This window comes from Methylobacterium sp. M6A4_1b (genome assembly GCF_053345175.1).
The window spans coordinates 165,452-180,343 of the sequence record NZ_JBKEZQ010000005.1; the positions used below are offsets into that span (position 1 = coordinate 165,452).

Annotated in this window: 14 protein-coding genes; 8 read left to right on the forward strand and 6 right to left on the reverse strand. The window is 70.7% G+C overall.

The genetic code is table 11. From position 1 onward, the window contains the following. Nucleotides 1–18 precede the first annotated feature (18 nt). From ACLBWX_RS07605 to ACLBWX_RS07625, 5 genes are all read left to right on the forward strand, one after another. Nucleotides 19–624 (forward strand): CvpA family protein, encoded by a 606-nt coding sequence (locus ACLBWX_RS07605; RefSeq protein WP_447676464.1) that lies wholly within the window; start codon nucleotides 19–21, stop codon nucleotides 622–624. A 108-nt stretch (nucleotides 625–732) separates the two neighbouring features. After that, nucleotides 733–2,223: an amidophosphoribosyltransferase gene (gene purF, locus ACLBWX_RS07610; RefSeq protein ID WP_447676465.1), complete on the forward strand. Its 1,491-nt coding sequence runs from the start codon at nucleotides 733–735 to the stop codon at nucleotides 2,221–2,223. 7 nt (nucleotides 2,224–2,230) lie between these two features. Then, nucleotides 2,231–2,980 carry an SDR family NAD(P)-dependent oxidoreductase gene (locus ACLBWX_RS07615; protein WP_447676466.1) on the forward strand — a complete coding sequence of 250 codons (750 nt, stop codon included), beginning with the start codon at nucleotides 2,231–2,233 and terminating at the stop codon, nucleotides 2,978–2,980. A gap of 33 nt (nucleotides 2,981–3,013) precedes the next feature. Then, on the forward strand, nucleotides 3,014–3,433 hold the full coding sequence (locus ACLBWX_RS07620) for a dihydrofolate reductase (protein WP_447676467.1): 420 nt from the start codon (nucleotides 3,014–3,016) through the stop codon (nucleotides 3,431–3,433). Between the two features lie 37 nt (nucleotides 3,434–3,470). Further along, nucleotides 3,471–4,598 (forward strand): carboxylate-amine ligase, encoded by a 1,128-nt coding sequence (locus ACLBWX_RS07625; protein ID WP_447676468.1) that lies wholly within the window; start codon nucleotides 3,471–3,473, stop codon nucleotides 4,596–4,598. A 10-nt stretch (nucleotides 4,599–4,608) separates the two neighbouring features. Here ACLBWX_RS07625 and der read toward each other — a convergent pair whose 3' ends face one another. The 3 genes from der to ACLBWX_RS07640 all read right to left on the reverse strand — a co-directional run bounded on the left by der (nucleotide 4,609) and on the right by ACLBWX_RS07640 (nucleotide 7,491). Further along, nucleotides 4,609–5,964 carry a ribosome biogenesis GTPase Der gene (der, locus tag ACLBWX_RS07630; RefSeq protein WP_447676469.1) on the reverse strand — a complete coding sequence of 452 codons (1,356 nt, stop codon included), beginning with the start codon at nucleotides 5,962–5,964 and terminating at the stop codon, nucleotides 4,609–4,611. Nucleotides 5,965–6,010: 46 nt separating this feature from the next. Beyond that, the gene (locus ACLBWX_RS07635) at nucleotides 6,011–6,724 is read right to left on the reverse strand and encodes a tetratricopeptide repeat protein (RefSeq protein WP_447676470.1); all 714 of its coding nucleotides are present in this window, start codon (nucleotides 6,722–6,724) and stop codon (nucleotides 6,011–6,013) included. A 158-nt stretch (nucleotides 6,725–6,882) separates the two neighbouring features. Then, nucleotides 6,883–7,491 carry an NnrU family protein gene (locus tag ACLBWX_RS07640; protein WP_447676471.1) on the reverse strand — a complete coding sequence of 203 codons (609 nt, stop codon included), beginning with the start codon at nucleotides 7,489–7,491 and terminating at the stop codon, nucleotides 6,883–6,885. 128 nt (nucleotides 7,492–7,619) lie between these two features. Here ACLBWX_RS07640 and ACLBWX_RS07645 point away from each other — a divergent pair, with 128 nt between their 5' ends. Next, nucleotides 7,620–8,804 carry a hypothetical protein gene (locus ACLBWX_RS07645; protein ID WP_447676472.1) on the forward strand — a complete coding sequence of 395 codons (1,185 nt, stop codon included), beginning with the start codon at nucleotides 7,620–7,622 and terminating at the stop codon, nucleotides 8,802–8,804. Here the strand turns inward: ACLBWX_RS07645 and ACLBWX_RS07650 are convergent. After that, nucleotides 8,788–9,699, reverse strand: coding sequence for a LysR family transcriptional regulator (locus ACLBWX_RS07650; protein WP_447676473.1), 912 nt, complete (start codon nucleotides 9,697–9,699; stop codon nucleotides 8,788–8,790). The genes ACLBWX_RS07645 and ACLBWX_RS07650 overlap by 17 nt on opposite strands. Before the next feature lie 99 nt (nucleotides 9,700–9,798). Here ACLBWX_RS07650 and ACLBWX_RS07655 point away from each other — a divergent pair, with 99 nt between their 5' ends. Continuing rightward, entirely contained in the window at nucleotides 9,799–10,797 is a 999-nt protein-coding gene (locus ACLBWX_RS07655) for an aldo/keto reductase (RefSeq protein WP_447676474.1), read from the forward strand. A 9-nt stretch (nucleotides 10,798–10,806) separates the two neighbouring features. On the opposite strand, the gene ACLBWX_RS07660 is transcribed toward ACLBWX_RS07655, so the two are convergent. Together ACLBWX_RS07660 and ACLBWX_RS07665 are read right to left on the reverse strand one after the other, a co-directional pair. Continuing rightward, a complete protein-coding gene (locus tag ACLBWX_RS07660) occupies nucleotides 10,807–13,383 on the reverse strand; it encodes an ABC transporter permease (RefSeq protein WP_447676475.1) in 2,577 nt (858 codons plus the stop codon). 4 nt (nucleotides 13,384–13,387) lie between these two features. Further along, the gene (locus ACLBWX_RS07665; protein WP_447676476.1) at nucleotides 13,388–14,101 is read right to left on the reverse strand and encodes an ABC transporter ATP-binding protein; all 714 of its coding nucleotides are present in this window, start codon (nucleotides 14,099–14,101) and stop codon (nucleotides 13,388–13,390) included. Nucleotides 14,102–14,262: 161 nt separating this feature from the next. Here ACLBWX_RS07665 and ACLBWX_RS07670 point away from each other — a divergent pair, with 161 nt between their 5' ends. Continuing rightward, the gene (locus ACLBWX_RS07670) at nucleotides 14,263–14,892 is read left to right on the forward strand and encodes an arylesterase (protein ID WP_447676477.1); all 630 of its coding nucleotides are present in this window, start codon (nucleotides 14,263–14,265) and stop codon (nucleotides 14,890–14,892) included.

Sequence of the window (14,892 nt, forward strand, 5' to 3'; positions counted from 1 at the left end):
AAGTGACAATCCTCAGAGATGCCGTTCTCCGTTCTCGATCTCGTCGTGCTGGGTATCGTCGTGGTCTCGGCGCTGTTGGCCGCCGTGCGCGGCGCGACCCGCGAAGTGCTCGCCATCATCGCCTGGGTCGCGGCCGCCGCCATCGCCTGGAAATTCCATCCGCTGCTGCTGCCCACCGTCAGCCAGCACGTGACCAACCCCACCGTCGCCCTGGTGGCCTCGATCGCCGCGATCTTTCTGCTGACGCTGATCGTAGTGTCCATCATCACCGTGAAGGTGTCGGACATGATCCTCGATTCGCGCATCGGCGCGATCGACCGGTCTCTGGGCTTCCTGTTCGGGGCCGGCCGCGGCTTCCTCATCTGCGTGATCGGGTGGGTGTTCCTGGCCTGGCTGGTGCAGGGCAAGATGCCGCCCTGGGCCTCGGAGGCCCGCAGCCGCCCGATGCTGGAGAAGTCGGGCGATGCCCTGGTGGCGCAGCTGCCGGAGAATCCGGAAGGTCTGCTCAAGCAGTTCAAGAAGTCGAAGGGCGAGACCCCGGCCGATCCCGTCGAGCCGCCGGAGGGCGAGGTCCCGGCCCAGCGCCGCACGGAAGGCCCAGCCACGCCCGCCCCGCGACGCTGACCTGCGTCGGCGCGCGCTTGGTCGCGGCGCCGAGGCCGACTACATGACGGTCATCTGACGGTGCCTGGACGGGGATTCGTGCGGGGCCAAGCAGGGAACGACATCATCATGTCTGTAGCCAAGTCGAGCGCCCGCCCCCCCGTCGAGGTCGTGGACGGGCTCGACCGCGACGGCGATACGCTGCGCGAGGAGTGCGGCGTCTTCGGCATCTTCGGCCATCCGGATGCCTCGGCCATCGTCGCCCTCGGCCTGCACGCCCTTCAGCACCGTGGCCAGGAGGCGGCCGGCATCGTCTCCTTCGACGGGGCCGTATTCCATTCCGAGCGCCGGCCCGGCCTCGTCGGGGACTCGTTCTCGGACCGCTCCACCATCGAGCATCTCGAAGGCCCGGCCGCCATCGGGCACGTGCGCTACTCGACCACCGGCGGCACCATCCTGCGCAACGTGCAGCCGCTCTTCGCCGAACTCGCCAGCGGCGGCCTCGCCGTCGCCCATAACGGCAACCTGACCAACGCCCTGTCGATCCGCCGCGACCTCGTGCGCGACGGCGCGATCACCCAGTCGACCTCCGACACCGAGGTGATCCTGCATCTGGCCGCGCGCTCCCGGGCGCCGCGCATCGTCGAGCGCTTCACCGAGGCCCTGCGCCAGATCGAGGGCGCCTACGCCATCGTGGCCCTGACCAACAAGAAGCTCATCGGCGCCCGCGATCCGATGGGCATCCGCCCCCTGGTGCTCGGCGAACTCGACGGCCGCTACATCCTGGCCTCCGAGACCTGCGCCCTCGACATCATCGGCGCCAAGTTCATCCGCGACGTCGAGAACGGCGAGATCGTGGTGATCTCGGAAGAGGGCATCGAGTCGATCCGCTTCGCCCCGGCGCAGCCGATGCGCCCGTGCATCTTCGAGTACATCTACTTCGCCCGGCCGGATTCGGTGGTGAACGGCAAGAGCGTCTACGCCGTGCGCAAGAACATCGGCCACGAGCTCGCCCGGGAGTCGGCCACCGCGGCCGACGTGGTCATCCCGGTGCCGGATTCGGGCGTGCCGGCGGCACTGGGCTTCGCGCAGGAGACCGGCCTGCCCTTCGAGATGGGCATCATCCGCAACCACTATGTCGGGCGCACCTTCATCCAGCCGACCCAGTCGGTGCGCGAACTCGGCGTGCGCATGAAGCACTCGGCCAACCGGGCGGTGGTGGAGGGCAAGCGCATCGTCCTCGTCGACGACAGTCTCGTGCGCGGCACCACCTCGGTGAAGATCGTGCGCATGATGCGCGAGGCCGGCGCCCGCGAGGTGCATTTCCGGATCGCCTCGCCGCCGATCACCTACCCGGACTTCTACGGCATCGACACCCCGGAGCGGGAGAAGCTGCTCGCCGCCACCCACGATCTCGAGGGCATGCGCCGCTACATCGGCGCCGATTCGCTGGCCTTCCTGTCCATCGACGGGCTCTACAAGGCCATGGGCGAGGCGCGCCGCGACGAGGCCTGCCCGCAATACACCGACCATTGCTTCACCGGCGACTATCCGACCGGCCTGACCGACCTCGCCATCGCCGGTCCGCGCCGCCTCGCCATGCTCGCCGAAGCCGATTGAGCGCAGGATGAGCAGCCCCACCCAGCCCCTCGCCGGCCGCCTCGCCGTCGTCACCGGCGCCTCGCGCGGCATCGGGCGCGCCGCCGCCCTCGCCCTGGCGGAGGCCGGCGCCCACATCGTCGCCGTCGCCCGGACGCAAGGGGGACTGGAGGAGCTCGACGACGCCATCCGGCGCGTCGGCGGGAGCGCCACCCTCGTGCCCCTCGACCTGACGGACTACGACGCCATCGACCGCCTCGGGGCCGGCATCCACGAGCGCTGGCAGCGCCTCGACATCCTGGTCGGCAATGCCGGCATCCTCGGCAACCTCACGCCGATCGGGCACGTGACCCCGAAGACCTGGGCGCAGGTGATGGACATCAACGTGACGGCGAATTACCGCCTGATCCGCTCGCTCGATCCGCTGCTGCGGAAGTCCGATGCGGGCCGGGCCATCTTCGTCACCTCGGGCGCGGCGCAGAAATGCCGGGCCTATTGGGGACCCTATTCCGTCTCGAAGGCCGCCCTCGACGCGCTGGTCCGCACCTATGCGGCGGAGACGGCCACGACCCCCGTGCGGGCCATACTGCTCAATCCCGGCCCCCTGCGGACCGCGATGCGCAAGGCGGCGATGCCGGGCGAGGACGAGACGACCCTGAAGACCCCGGACGACCTCGCGCCGCACTTCGTGCGCCTCGCCAGCCCGGGCTTCGACGAATCCGGCAAGATCTACGACTTTCCGAGCGACTGCATCCTGACGCCGCAGATGGCGTGCTGACGCCGTCCCTCCTCCCCGTTCCCCGAGACGCCCATGATCGACGTTCGCTGCATCTGCGCCATCGGCCTCCGCGGACAGCTCGGCCTCGACGGGCACCTGCCCTGGGAGGGCAACACCGACCCGCTCTTCGTCGAGGACGTGACGCGGTTCTTCGCCGTCACCATGGGCCACGTCCTGATCGCCGGGCCGAAGACGATCGCCTCGGTGCCGGACTTCGCGTTCAAGGACCGCACCATCGACGTCATCCGCAGCCACGAGGACCCGGAGGCCGTGCTCGCGCGCTATCCCGGACGGCGCATCTTCGTCGGCGGCGGCATCGCGGTCTGGGACGTCTACGCGCCGTACATCCAGCACTGGGACATCACCCGGCTGCCCTATGACGGCGAGGCCGACCGCTGGTTCGACCCGGCCTGGCTCGTCGGCGGCCCCGCGCGGGCACAAACGGGCGCCTGACGGGTTGAGGGGAGCGACCCATTCCACAAGGCTCCCGATGACCTCCGCACCCTACCGTTTCGGCATCGAGGAAGAGTACTTCCTGGCGGATGCCGAGACGCGCGGCACCCCGCGCCGCTCGGTGAAGCCGTTCCACGTCCAGGCCGGCGAGGAGCTCCCCGAGATCGGGCGCGAATTGCTGCAGTGTCAGGTCGAGGTCTGCACGCCGCCCTCCACGGAGTTCGCGCAGGCCCGCGACGTCCTCGCCCGCCAGCGCTCGGCCCTGGCCAAGCTCGGGCGCGAGCACGGCCTCCTGGTGTTCGCCGCCGGCACCCATCCGGTGGCGGATTGGGCGCGCCAGCTGCCCACCAAGGGCGACCGCTACCGCGGCATCCTGCGCGATGTCGGCCTCGCCGGGCGCCGCAGCCTGATCTGCGGCATGCATGTCCACGTGGAGGTGCCCGACCCCGACGCCCGCGTCGACCTGATGAACCGGCTCCTGCCCTACCAGCCGCTGCTGCTCGCCCTCTCGGCCTCGTCGCCGTTCTGGCAGGGCAAGCCGACGGGGCTCAACGCCTATCGCCTCAGCGCCTTCGGCGAGTTGCCCCGCACCGGCCTGCCCGACCTCTTCGCCGACGCCGCCGCCTACGAGCGCTACGTCCGCATCATGACCCGGGCGGGCTCGATCCAGGATGCGAGCTTCCTGTGGTGGTCCCTGCGCCCCTCGATCAAGTTCCCGACCCTGGAGCTCCGCATCGCCGATTCCTGCACCCGGCTGGAGGACGCCCTCACCATCGCAGCCCTCTACCGCTGCCTCGTCCGCCTCGTGGTGCGCCGGCCGGACCTCGACGCCGGGCTCGACGGCGTCTCGCGGGCGCTCGCACAGGAGAACCTGTGGCGCGCCCAGCGCAGCGGGATCGAGGCGGAGCTGATCGACGAGGCGAGCGAGGAAGCCCTGCCCTTCGCGCAGGCCCTCGAAAACCTCCTGGCGCTCATCGCCGAGGACGCCGCGGCCCTCGGCTGCGAACCGGAAGTCGCGCAGGCCCGTCGCATCGTGGAGCGCGGCACCAGTGCCGCGTGCCAGATCGCGACCTTCGAGGCGACGCGCAACGGCGACACCTCGAACCGTCAGGCCCTCGACGCGGTGGTGGACTGGCTGGCGGAGACGACGGGCGGAGCCGCCTGACCCCCGGGCCTCAGCCCCTGTTCTCCCGGTCGAACGGGTTCTTCGAGGTCCGCAGCGAGAGCCGGATCGGCGTCCCCGGCAGCGTGAACGACTCGCGCAGGCCGTTGACGAGATAGCGGGTGTAGGATTTCGGCAGGCCGTCGAGCTGGTTGCCGAACAGGGCGAAGTGCGGCGGGCGGCTCTTCACCTGGGTGGCGTAGCGGATCTTGATGCGCCGGCCCGAGACCGCCGGCGGCGGATTGCGCTGCAGCGCCTCGCTGAGCCAGTCGTTGATGCGCGAGGTCGAGACGCGGGTGCTCCAGGTCTCCTCGGCGCTGGTGACCGCCTGCATCAGCTTGTCGATGCCCTCGCCGGCGAGGCCGGAGAGCGGCACCACCGCGACGCCGCGGACCTGGGGCAGCAGGCGGGTGCAATCCTCGCGCAGCTTCTTCAGGAGGCCGTTCTGGTCGGCCACGAGGTCCCACTTGTTCAGGCCGATGACGAGGGCGCGGCCCTCGCTCTCGATCAGGTCGACGATGGTCAGGTCCTGCTTCTCGAACGGGATCGTGGCGTCGAGGAGCACCACCACCACCTCGGCGAAGCGCACGGCGCGCAGGCCGTCCGAGACGGCGAGTTTCTCGAGCTTGTCGTCGATCCGGGCCTTGCGGCGCATGCCCGCCGTGTCGTGGAGCTTGATGCGCCGGCCCCGCCACTCCCAGTCGAGGGAGATCGAATCGCGGGTGATGCCGGCTTCGGGACCGACGAGGAGGCGGTCCTCGCCGAGCATCCGGTTGATCAGGGTCGACTTGCCGGCATTGGGCCGTCCGACGATGGCGACCTTCAGGGAGCGGTTCTCCGGATCGTCGTCGTACTCTTCGTCCTCGTCGTGCTTGGGCAGGTTCTCGATCAGCGCGTCATGGAGTTCGCCGATGCCCTCGCCGTGCTCGGCCGAGAACGGGATCGGGTCGCCGAGGCCCAGGGAGAACGCCTCGTAGGCGCCCGACAGGCCGGCGCCCCCTTCCGCCTTGTTGGCGATGAGGATCACCGGGCAGCCGGCGCGACGCACCATCTCGGCGAAGGGCTGGTCGGCCGGGAGCACGCCGGCGCGGGCGTCGATCACGAACAGCACCACGTCGGCCTCGAGGATCGCGGCCTCGGTCTGCGCGCGCATGCGGCCCAGCAGGGAGCCGGGATCGGCTTCCTCGAGGCCGGCGGTGTCGATGATGCGGAAGACGAGACCACCGAAATTGACGTCGCCCTCGCGCCGGTCGCGGGTCACGCCCGGACGGTCGTCCACCAGGGCAAGCTTCTTGCCCACGAGGCGGTTGAACAGGGTCGACTTGCCGACGTTCGGCCGTCCGACGATCGCGACGGTCGGCATATCCATGGTGTGCTCGTTTCAGTCAGACGTCCGGGAGAAGCGGGTCGAGGGCTCAGCGCGTGACGGGTGGGGGAGCGGCCGGCGCGGCGGGCGCCGCGGCGGTCACGGCGACGGGTCCGCCGGCCACCAGGGCCGCGTAGACCTCGATGCGCTGGCGCAGGTTCTGCGGCGTCTGCAGGTCGGCGTTGATCTGGTCGAACCAGCGGCCGGCGCCGTCGTAGTCGCCCCGCTTCAGGGCGACGAGGCCGAGCATCTCGCGGGCCGTGTGGCGGAAGGGGCCGTTCGGGGCGGCGAGACCCTGCAGCGTCGCCAGGGCGGCGTCGGGCTCCGTGCCGTCGAGGCGCAGCAGCGCCGAGCGCAGGCGGGCGAGGTCGCGCAGGCCGGTGCTCACCTTGGTGTCGTTGGCGAGCGCGTCGTACTCGGCGGCGCCCGCCTTCGGATCCCGCTTGGCGGTCTCGGTGGCGGAGCGGAAGCGTGCCAGCAGGGCGTAGCCCGACGGCGCATCGCTCTCGATCGCCTCGAAGGCCTTGTCGGCGTCCGCCGACTTGCCCTCGCGGGCGAGGCGGTTGGCGATCTCGAAGCGCTCGGAGGCGGCCTCGGCGCGCACCCGCTGGTCGTGCTGCCAGTAGCGCCAGCCACCCACGGCGGCCACCACGAGGATCGCGAGCGCGATGATCACGCCGCTGTAGCGGCGCCAGATCTCGGCGACCTGATCGCGGCGATAGTCCTCGTTGACCTCGCGGATGAACTCGTTGTTTTCGGCCATGTCGTCTCACGCCGATCGGGAACCGAGCGGCCGTTGCGTGAAGGTGAAGGCCTGCGCCTATCACAGGCGCGGGCCGTTGGCGACCGGCTTCGACGCGGCGCGACCCGCTTCGACGCGGCGCGATCGGTTTAGACGCGGCGCGACCGGTTCGGACCGCCTCAGGCCTGGCCCGGCCAGGCGGCGACGCCGATCAGCAGCGGATGCAGGTAGCGCGCGAACGCGAACCAGACCGCGAGGCCGATCACCACGGCCAGGGCGTCGTTGCGCCAGCCGGCGAGGGCCGCCGCGGGACCGGCATGCTGCGCCGCCACGGCGCCGGGGGCCAGCGCGCGCCGCTTCGCGCTGATCCGCGCGATGACGGCCCAGGCGAGGAAGCTCCCGAACAGCAGGATCGAGCCGAGATCGCCGTTGGCCAGCAGGTGCGCCGTCGCCCAGATCTTCACGGCCAGCAGCATCGGGTGCTTGGCGCGCGCCCGGATGTGCCCGGGCAGATAGGCGGAGGCCAGGGCGACGAAGGCCAGGGCGGTCAGGAGCAGGGCCAGGTGGCGGGTCCAGACCGGCGGGTCCCACACGGCGATGTAGCCGGACTGGCGATAGAGGTGGAAGCCGTAGCCGATGAGGACGAGGCCGAGGAGCGAGGTCAGGGTGTAGGCGAGCTTGTAGCGGCCCTCGCCGACCTCGCCGATCACCCGCGCCCGCCGCGCCCGCGCCATGGAGAAGGCGTGCGTGCCGAGGAAGAGCACGAGCCCGAGGATGAGGATCAGCATGGAAGGCCTTAGCGGGGAGGTCGACGGGTTTTCGGGCGGATGTGGATAAGGCCGGGAGCGGACGCGCGCGCACAATCCAACTGTAACGGTTCAAAACGCAATCTGCGGCCGATGTCCAGGCACCCCCGATGACGCGCCCCCTCCCCCTCGCGGCCCGGCTCCTGCTCGGTCTCGTCTGCCTCGCCGGCCCGGCGCGGGCCGCTGCGGATTCGCCGCTCTCCGCCCTGACCCTGGTCGGCCCCCCGGTGGTGATGTTCAAGGCCGGGCGCGACGCCTGCGACGGCGTCGACGTGCCCGACGCCTCGGCCCGCGCCTTCCGCGAGGCCTCCGGCGCGGTTGCCCTCTTCGGCATGCATTACCGCAACCGCGCCTTTCGCGGCCCCCGCCTCGACGCCCTGAAACTGGATTGTGCCGTGGTGCTCGAATCCGGCGGCAAGGCCGACCCGGCCGCCTACGACGACGCCTCCTGGATCACCGCCACCTGGACCGAGGACGGCCGTGCCGTCGCGGCCCTCGTCCATCACGAGTACCGCGCCAACGAGCACCCGGGCCGCTGCCGGGCGAAGGACTACATGGCGTGCTGGTACAACACCGTGGTGGCGGCCGCCTCGACCGATGGCGGACGCAGCTTCACCCGCGCGGCGCCGCCGGTGGTCGTCGCCGGCGCGCCCTTCCGCCAGGAGGTCGGACAGGACAGTCACCGCGGGTTCTTCAACCCGTCGAACATCGTTTCGGACGGGACCTGGCGCTACTTCCTCGCCTCCACCACGGGCTGGGACCGTCCGGGCAGCGACCAGTCCGGCGGCGTCTGCCTGTTTCGCGCGCGCGATCCGGCCGATCCGGCGAGCTGGCGGGCCTGGTCCGGCACCGGCTACACGGCGGCGTTTCCCGATCCCTACGCCAAGCCGATTCCGGGCGCGGCGACCTGCGCGCCCGTGGCGCCGTTTCCGACCCCGGTGGGCGCCGTGGTGCGTCACCGGGGCAGCGGCGCCTGGATCGCGGTCTTCATGGCCAAGGCCGGGACCGGCTTTCCGCAATCCGGGTTCTACTGGACGACGTCCCGCGACCTCCTGGCCTGGGACACGCCGCGTCTGCTCCTGGCCGGCGCCACCCTGTACGACGATCCCTGCCAGGCGCCCGGCGGACTCATCGCCTATCCGTCGCTGCTCGATCCCGAGGCCCAGGGGCGCAACTTCGACGATACCGGCGACTCGGCCTTCCTCACCTACGTGACGCTGCGCACCGAGGGCTGCACCATCACCTCCGACCGCGATCTCCTGCGCCGGAATCTGGCGATCAAGGTGTGGCCATAGGCTCGGTCCGGGGCCGCCGCAGAAGGTCGATGAAGGCCTGCAGCGGCGGCGGGATCTGGCGCCGGCCGGCATAGTACAGGAACAGGCCGGGGAAGGTCGGGCACCAATCCGCCATCAGCCGCACCAGCCGCCCGGACGCGAGGTGACCGCCGACGCCGTCCTCGAACACCAGACCGAGGCCGAGGCCCGCGAGCGCCGCCTCCACGATCATCTCCTGATCGTTGACGATGAGCGGACCGTCGACGGAAACCGTTACGTCCCGCCCGTCCTTGCCGAGTTCCCAGCGATAGATCGCGCCGCCCGGAAAACGTTGCCGGATGCAGAGGTGACCGGCGAGATCGGCCGGACTTTCGGGCGCCGGCCGGCCGGCCAGGTAGGCGGGGGCGCCCACCAGCGCGAAGCGCTGCGGCCCTCCGAGCGGCACCGCGATCATGTCGCCGGCCAGATGCTCGCCGAAGCGGATTCCGGCATCGAATCCCCCGGCGACCACGTCGGTCAGGGCATCGTCCGCCACGACCTCGACGCGGACCCCCGGATGCCGGGCGAGGTAGCGCGCCACCAGCGGCATCAGGACGAACCGGCAGGCGGTGCGCGGCGCGTTGATCCGCAGGGCGCCGCCCAGCGTCTCGCGGAAGGCGCCCGCCGCGCCGACCGCCTCGGCGATCTCGGCCAGGGCCGGCCCGATTCGGGCGAGCAGGGCCGCCCCCGCCTCGGTCGGAGCGACGCTCCGGGTGGTGCGATGGAGCAGCCGCACCCCCATCCGGGTCTCCAGGCCCCGCAGGGCGTGGCTCAGCGCGGAGGTGGAGACGCCGAGATCAAGGGCGGCCCGCCGGAAGCTTCCGTGCCGGGCGATGGCCGCGAACACGGCGAGGTCGGCCAGATCGGCACGCTGCATTGATGAGTCTCGCTCAACGGTTCGTCCAGGATCATTGAGCTTATCGCCGTTCGGCCGGCATGGCACATGGCTGAAGCGAACCGCGATCCAGGAGCCCCCATGCAGCGACGCCCTCTCGGCCAGACCGGCCTCACCGTGTCCGTCCCAGGCCTCGGCTGCATGGGGATGTCGGAATTCTACGGCCCCTCCGACGAGACCGAATCCCTCGACGCCCTCGCCGCGGCCCTCGACCTCGGCTACGATTTCCTCGACACCGCCGATACCTACGGCCTCGGCCACAACGAGGCCCTGCTCGGCCGCTTCCTGAAGGGCCGCCGCGACCGGGTCGTGCTGGCCACGAAATTCGGCATCGTCCGCCCATCGGGGAGCCCGGACGACAGCGCGAAGCGGCGGATCGACAACACGCCGGCCTATCTCACCGCGGCCTGCGAGGCGTCGCTGACCCGGCTCGGCGTCGAGACCATCGATCTCTACTACTGCCACCGCCGCAATCCGGAGACCCCGCTGGCCGAGACGATCGGCGCGATGGCGCGCCTGATCGAGCAGGGCAAGGTGCGGGGAATCGGCCTGTCCGAAGTCTCGCCCGAAACCCTGCGGGCCGCGCACGCGATCCATCCGATCGCGGCGGTCCAGAGCGAGTACTCCCTGTGGAGCCGGGCGCCAGAGGCCGGAATGCTGCAGACCTGCCGCGACCTCGACGTCACCTTCGTGGCATACGCGCCGCTCGGGCGCGGCTTCCTCACCGGAGGGCTCGATCCGGCGCAGCTCGCCGCGGACGATTTTCGCCGGGGCAATCCGCGCTTTCAGGCCGATGCCCTGGCCCGGAACCAGAGCCTGCTCGACGGGCTCGCGGCCATCGCGGCCCGGCGGGGCGCCAGTCCGGCCCAGATCGCCCTGGCCTGGCTCGTCGACAAGGCGCCGGAGGTGGTGCCGATCCCGGGTACGCGGCGGGTCGCCCGCCTCGCGGAGAACGCGGCGGCCATGGACCTCGCCCTGGCGGCGGCCGAGATCGCGGAACTGGATGGGCTGTTCGGCCCCGGCGCCGTCGCCGGCGCGCGCTACGCCGATGCGGGAAGGGCCGGCATTGAGGTGCTGTGACCATCAGTTTCAGAACTGGCGCAGATACGGTGCCGGTTTCTGGCCGAGGATGCGCCAGGTTCCGGCGAGACCGAGGATGATCGCGAAGGCGACCGCGAGGGCCGCCGCCAGAATGGCGCCCGACAGGTCGAGGGTGAATTCGAGCTTCATCACCTGGGTGACGATGACCCAGCCCGCCAGGGTGCCTGCAGCGAGGCCGAAGATCGCGGTGGCGAGGCCGAGGGTCCCGTATTCGAGGGTGTAGGCCGCGAGCAGCCGACCCCGCGTCGCCCCCAACGTCTTGAGCACCACCGCATCGTAGAGCCTGGCGCGGTGGCCGGCGGCCAGGGCGCCGGCCAGCACGAACAGGCTCGCCACCACGGCGATGCCGCTGGCGCCGCGGATGGCCAGGACCAGCTTGGCGACGATATCGCTCACCGCTTCGAGCGCTTCCTTGACCCGCACGCTGGTGACCGATGGGTAGGTCCGCGCCACGTCGCGCAGGATCGCGGCCTCGGCCTTGGCGTCGGGGCCGTTCGGCAGGGTGAGGGTCGCGAGATCGGAATGCGGTGCGCCCCGGAACGTGCCGGGCGAGAACACCATGACGAAGTTGATCCCCAGCGAGCGCCACTCGACCTTGCGCAGGTTGGCGATCCGGGCCTTCAGCGTCCGTCCCAGAACATTGACCGTGACCGTGCTGCCGACCGAGAGGTTGAGCTTGCCGGCGAACTCCGCGTCGAAGGAGACGAGCGGCGTGCGAGCCTCTTCGGCATTCCACCACGATCCCGAGACCAACGACGAGCCTTCCGGCAGATCGTCGGCGTAGGTGATGCCCCGGTCCCCGTCGAGCACCCAGGCAGCATCGTCGGGCGCCTTGATCTCGCCGGCCGGAACATCGTCGAGGGCAGTGATCCGCCCGCGCATCATCGGAACGCGCTCGATCTTCGCCCCGGGCGACAAGCCCCCGAGGAAGGCGTGGAAGGCATCCGCGTCACTCGACGGGATGTCGAGGAAGAACAGATTGGGCGCCTTGGCGGGCAGGGAATTCGTCAGCGTTCGCCGGACATTGGCGTCGATGAGGCTCAGGGTGACCAGGAGGGTCACGCCAAGCCCGAGGGAAAGCACGATGGCGGGGGTGAGCGCCCCCGGGCGGTGCAGGTTCGCCAGGGCCATGCGGGGGGCCGCCAGGCGCGGGCGCGGCAGGCGCCGTGCCACCCCCATCAATCCGATGGCGACGAGGCGCAGGAGTCCGAAGGCGAGACCGGCGGCGATGATGAAGATGAGTGCCAGACGTCGGTCGAAGGCGGTGGTCAGCGCCAGTCCGACGAGTCCCGCCAGGGCCGCAGCCAGGATCAGCCGATAGCGCAGGCGGGTACGAGCGGAACCCGGATCGACCACGTCCCGGAAGAGGCCCGAGACGGGAATGTCGTGGGCGCGACCCAGGGGCAGGATGGCGAAGGCGAGCGCCGTCAGGAAGCCGTAGGCCGCCGCGAGGCTGAGTTCGCCGGGCGCGATCGTCGGGTTGAGCGGTAGCGGCAGGGCGTCGTGGAACAGCGCGTCGAGGCCGAAGGGGAGCAGCGCCCCCACCACGAGACCGATCACGATGCCGAGGCCCGCGATCAGGAGAACCTGGGTGAGGTAGAGGACGACGACCTGTCCCCCCGGCGCACCGACGCTCTTCAAGGTGGCGATGGAGCCCCGCTTGCGCTCGACGAAGGCCGCGACGGCATTGGCGACCCCAACCCCGCCGACGATCAGCGCCGTCAGACCGACCAGGGTGAGGAACTGCGTGAAACGCTCGATGCTCTTGGCAAAGCGCGGATCGGCATTGGTGCGGGCCCGCATTTCCCAGCCAGCGTCCGGCACGGCCTTGGCGATGGCGGCCGCGCGCGTCTCGAGGGCGGCGTCCGCGGTGCCCGGGAGTTGGAGCCGGTAGCTCCAGCGGTTCAGGCTGCCCGGACGGATCAGGCCCGAGGCGGCCAGGGCCTCGTGCGTGATCAGCACCCGTGGGCCGAAGCCGATGCCGTTGGCGATGCGGTCCGGCTCCGACACGAGGGTGGCGCGCAGGACGAAGGGCCGCCCCGCGATCGTGATGCGGTCACCGACCTTCAGGTCGAGCCGGGTCAGTAGAGCTGGGTCGGCGATCGCACCCGCAGCACCGTCGCGCTCGACCAGGAGATCGGCGAGCGGCAGGGCGGGGTCGGTGACGAGTTCGCCGGCGGTGGGATAATCGACGCCCACCGCCTTCAGCTCGACGAGGGCCGCCCCGGTCTCGCCGGCTACGGCCATGGCCCGCAGGGTCGTCACCACTGAGACGCGGCCCTGCGCGTCGAGCGCGGCGCGCTCCTCGGGCGTCGCTTCCCGGTTGATCAGGCTGTAGGTGAGATCGCCGCCGAGGATGCGCGAACCCTCCCGGCCGAGGCCTTCGGTGAGCGAGCGCGAGATCGAGGCGACGCCGGCGATCGCCGCGACGCCGAGGGCGATGCAGGCGAGAAATACGGTGAAGCCCGCCAGCCCGCCGCGCAACTCGCGGAAGGCGAGGCGCAGGGTCAGCGGGATCCGGCTGCGCGGGGAACGGGCGCTCGGCTTGGGCAGGGTCCCATGCATCGGATCAGGCCTCGACCGGCACCGGCGCTTCGACCCGGCCGGAGCGGAGGCGAACGGTGCGATCGCAGAGGCGCGCAAGGCCGGGATCGTGGGTCACGAGGACGAGAGTCGCGCCGCGGTCGCGCTTCAGTGCGAAGAGCAGATCGACGATCTGCCGCCCGGTCGCCTCGTCGAGATTGCCGGTCGGCTCGTCAGCCACGAGAATCGCTGGGTCGGGCGCGATGGCGCGGGCAATGGCGACGCGCTGCTGCTCGCCCCCCGAAAGCTGCGCCGGATAATGGTGCAGCCGGTGGCCGAGTCCGACCGCCTCCAGCTCCGCCTGTGCCCGCCGATGGGCATCGGGCTGGTCGGCGAGCTCGAGAGGTAGCGCCACGTTCTCCAGGGCCGTCATCGTCGGCACGAGGTGAAAGGCCTGGAACACGATGCCGATGCGGCGTCCGCGAAAGCGTGCCAGGGCATCCTCGTCGAGGCTTCCGAGATCGGTCCCTTCCACGACGATGCGACCCGAGTGGGGCCGCTCCAGGCCGGCCATGACCATCAGCAGGGTCGACTTGCCGGAGCCCGAGGGACCCACCAGACCCACCGCCTCGCCCGCTGCGACGTCGAGGGAGATACCCCGCAACACGTGGACGCGGGCCGCGCCGCGGCCGAGGCTCAGGTCGATATCGGACAGGGCGATGGTCTGCGCCGTCGGCACGATGGGGTTGTCGGACTTCAACGGGCAACCGATCTGTGAACAGCGGGCATCATGATGGATGCGGGCAACATGAATGCAAGGGTCGGGGTCTTGATCGAATGGGTCTGTGTGGAGTCTCACGCCTCGCCGATATGGTCCGCCGGCAAGCGGCGCGCCATGACGCTTTCAGCCTCGTAGCTTCGATGACGCTCTTTGCCGCACTCGGCCTCGGCATCCTGCCCCTGCGCGCTGCGCCCGATGCGCCGCCCGTGACGCTGGTGGCCTTTGGCGACAGCCTGACCGCCGGATATCGCCTGCCCGCGAATGCTGCCTTTCCGGTGGTACTGGAGCGCGCCCTCAAGGCGCGCGGACGTGCGGTCACGGTGGCGAATGCAGGCGTTTCGGGCGACACCACCACGGGCGGTCTCGACCGCCTCGAATGGTCGATCCCGGATGGGACCGACGGCGTCATCCTCGAACTCGGCGCCAACGACATGCTGCGCGGCACCGATCCTGCCGTGACCCGCAAGGCCCTCGACGCGATGATCGCGCGGTTGAAGGCACGCGGCATCCCGGTCCTCCTCGCCGGAATGAAAGCCTCGCCCAACCTCGGGCCGGACTACGTGGCACGGTTCGACGCGATCTATCCCGATCTCGCCAAAAGCCATGGTCTCATCCTCTACCCGTTCTTCCTCGACGGCATCATCGGCGACCGGCAGGCCCACTTGGACGACGGCCTGCATCCGAATGCGAAAGGGGTCGAGACGATCGTGGCCGCGATGTTGCCGACCGTCGAGACCTTCCTCGACCGCCTCGAGCCGAAGGCCCGCTGA

Bases quoted from the DNA above. Each gene is read 5' to 3' on its own strand.
- ACLBWX_RS07605 (WP_447676464.1), top strand. From the start codon at position 19: ATGCCGTTCTCCGTTCTCGATCTCGTCGTGCTGGGTATCGTCGTGGTC.
- purF (WP_447676465.1), top strand. From the start codon at position 733: ATGTCTGTAGCCAAGTCGAGCGCCCGCCCCCCCGTCGAGGTCGTGGAC.
- ACLBWX_RS07615 (WP_447676466.1), top strand. From the start codon at position 2,231: ATGAGCAGCCCCACCCAGCCCCTCGCCGGCCGCCTCGCCGTCGTCACC.
- ACLBWX_RS07620 (WP_447676467.1), top strand. From the start codon at position 3,014: ATGATCGACGTTCGCTGCATCTGCGCCATCGGCCTCCGCGGACAGCTC.
- ACLBWX_RS07625 (WP_447676468.1), top strand. From the start codon at position 3,471: ATGACCTCCGCACCCTACCGTTTCGGCATCGAGGAAGAGTACTTCCTG.
- der (WP_447676469.1), bottom strand. From the start codon at position 5,964: ATGGATATGCCGACCGTCGCGATCGTCGGACGGCCGAACGTCGGCAAG.
- ACLBWX_RS07635 (WP_447676470.1), bottom strand. From the start codon at position 6,724: ATGGCCGAAAACAACGAGTTCATCCGCGAGGTCAACGAGGACTATCGC.
- ACLBWX_RS07640 (WP_447676471.1), bottom strand. From the start codon at position 7,491: ATGCTGATCCTCATCCTCGGGCTCGTGCTCTTCCTCGGCACGCACGCC.
- ACLBWX_RS07645 (WP_447676472.1), top strand. From the start codon at position 7,620: ATGACGCGCCCCCTCCCCCTCGCGGCCCGGCTCCTGCTCGGTCTCGTC.
- ACLBWX_RS07650 (WP_447676473.1), bottom strand. From the start codon at position 9,699: ATGCAGCGTGCCGATCTGGCCGACCTCGCCGTGTTCGCGGCCATCGCC.
- ACLBWX_RS07655 (WP_447676474.1), top strand. From the start codon at position 9,799: ATGCAGCGACGCCCTCTCGGCCAGACCGGCCTCACCGTGTCCGTCCCA.
- ACLBWX_RS07660 (WP_447676475.1), bottom strand. From the start codon at position 13,383: ATGCATGGGACCCTGCCCAAGCCGAGCGCCCGTTCCCCGCGCAGCCGG.
- ACLBWX_RS07670 (WP_447676477.1), top strand. From the start codon at position 14,263: ATGACGCTCTTTGCCGCACTCGGCCTCGGCATCCTGCCCCTGCGCGCT.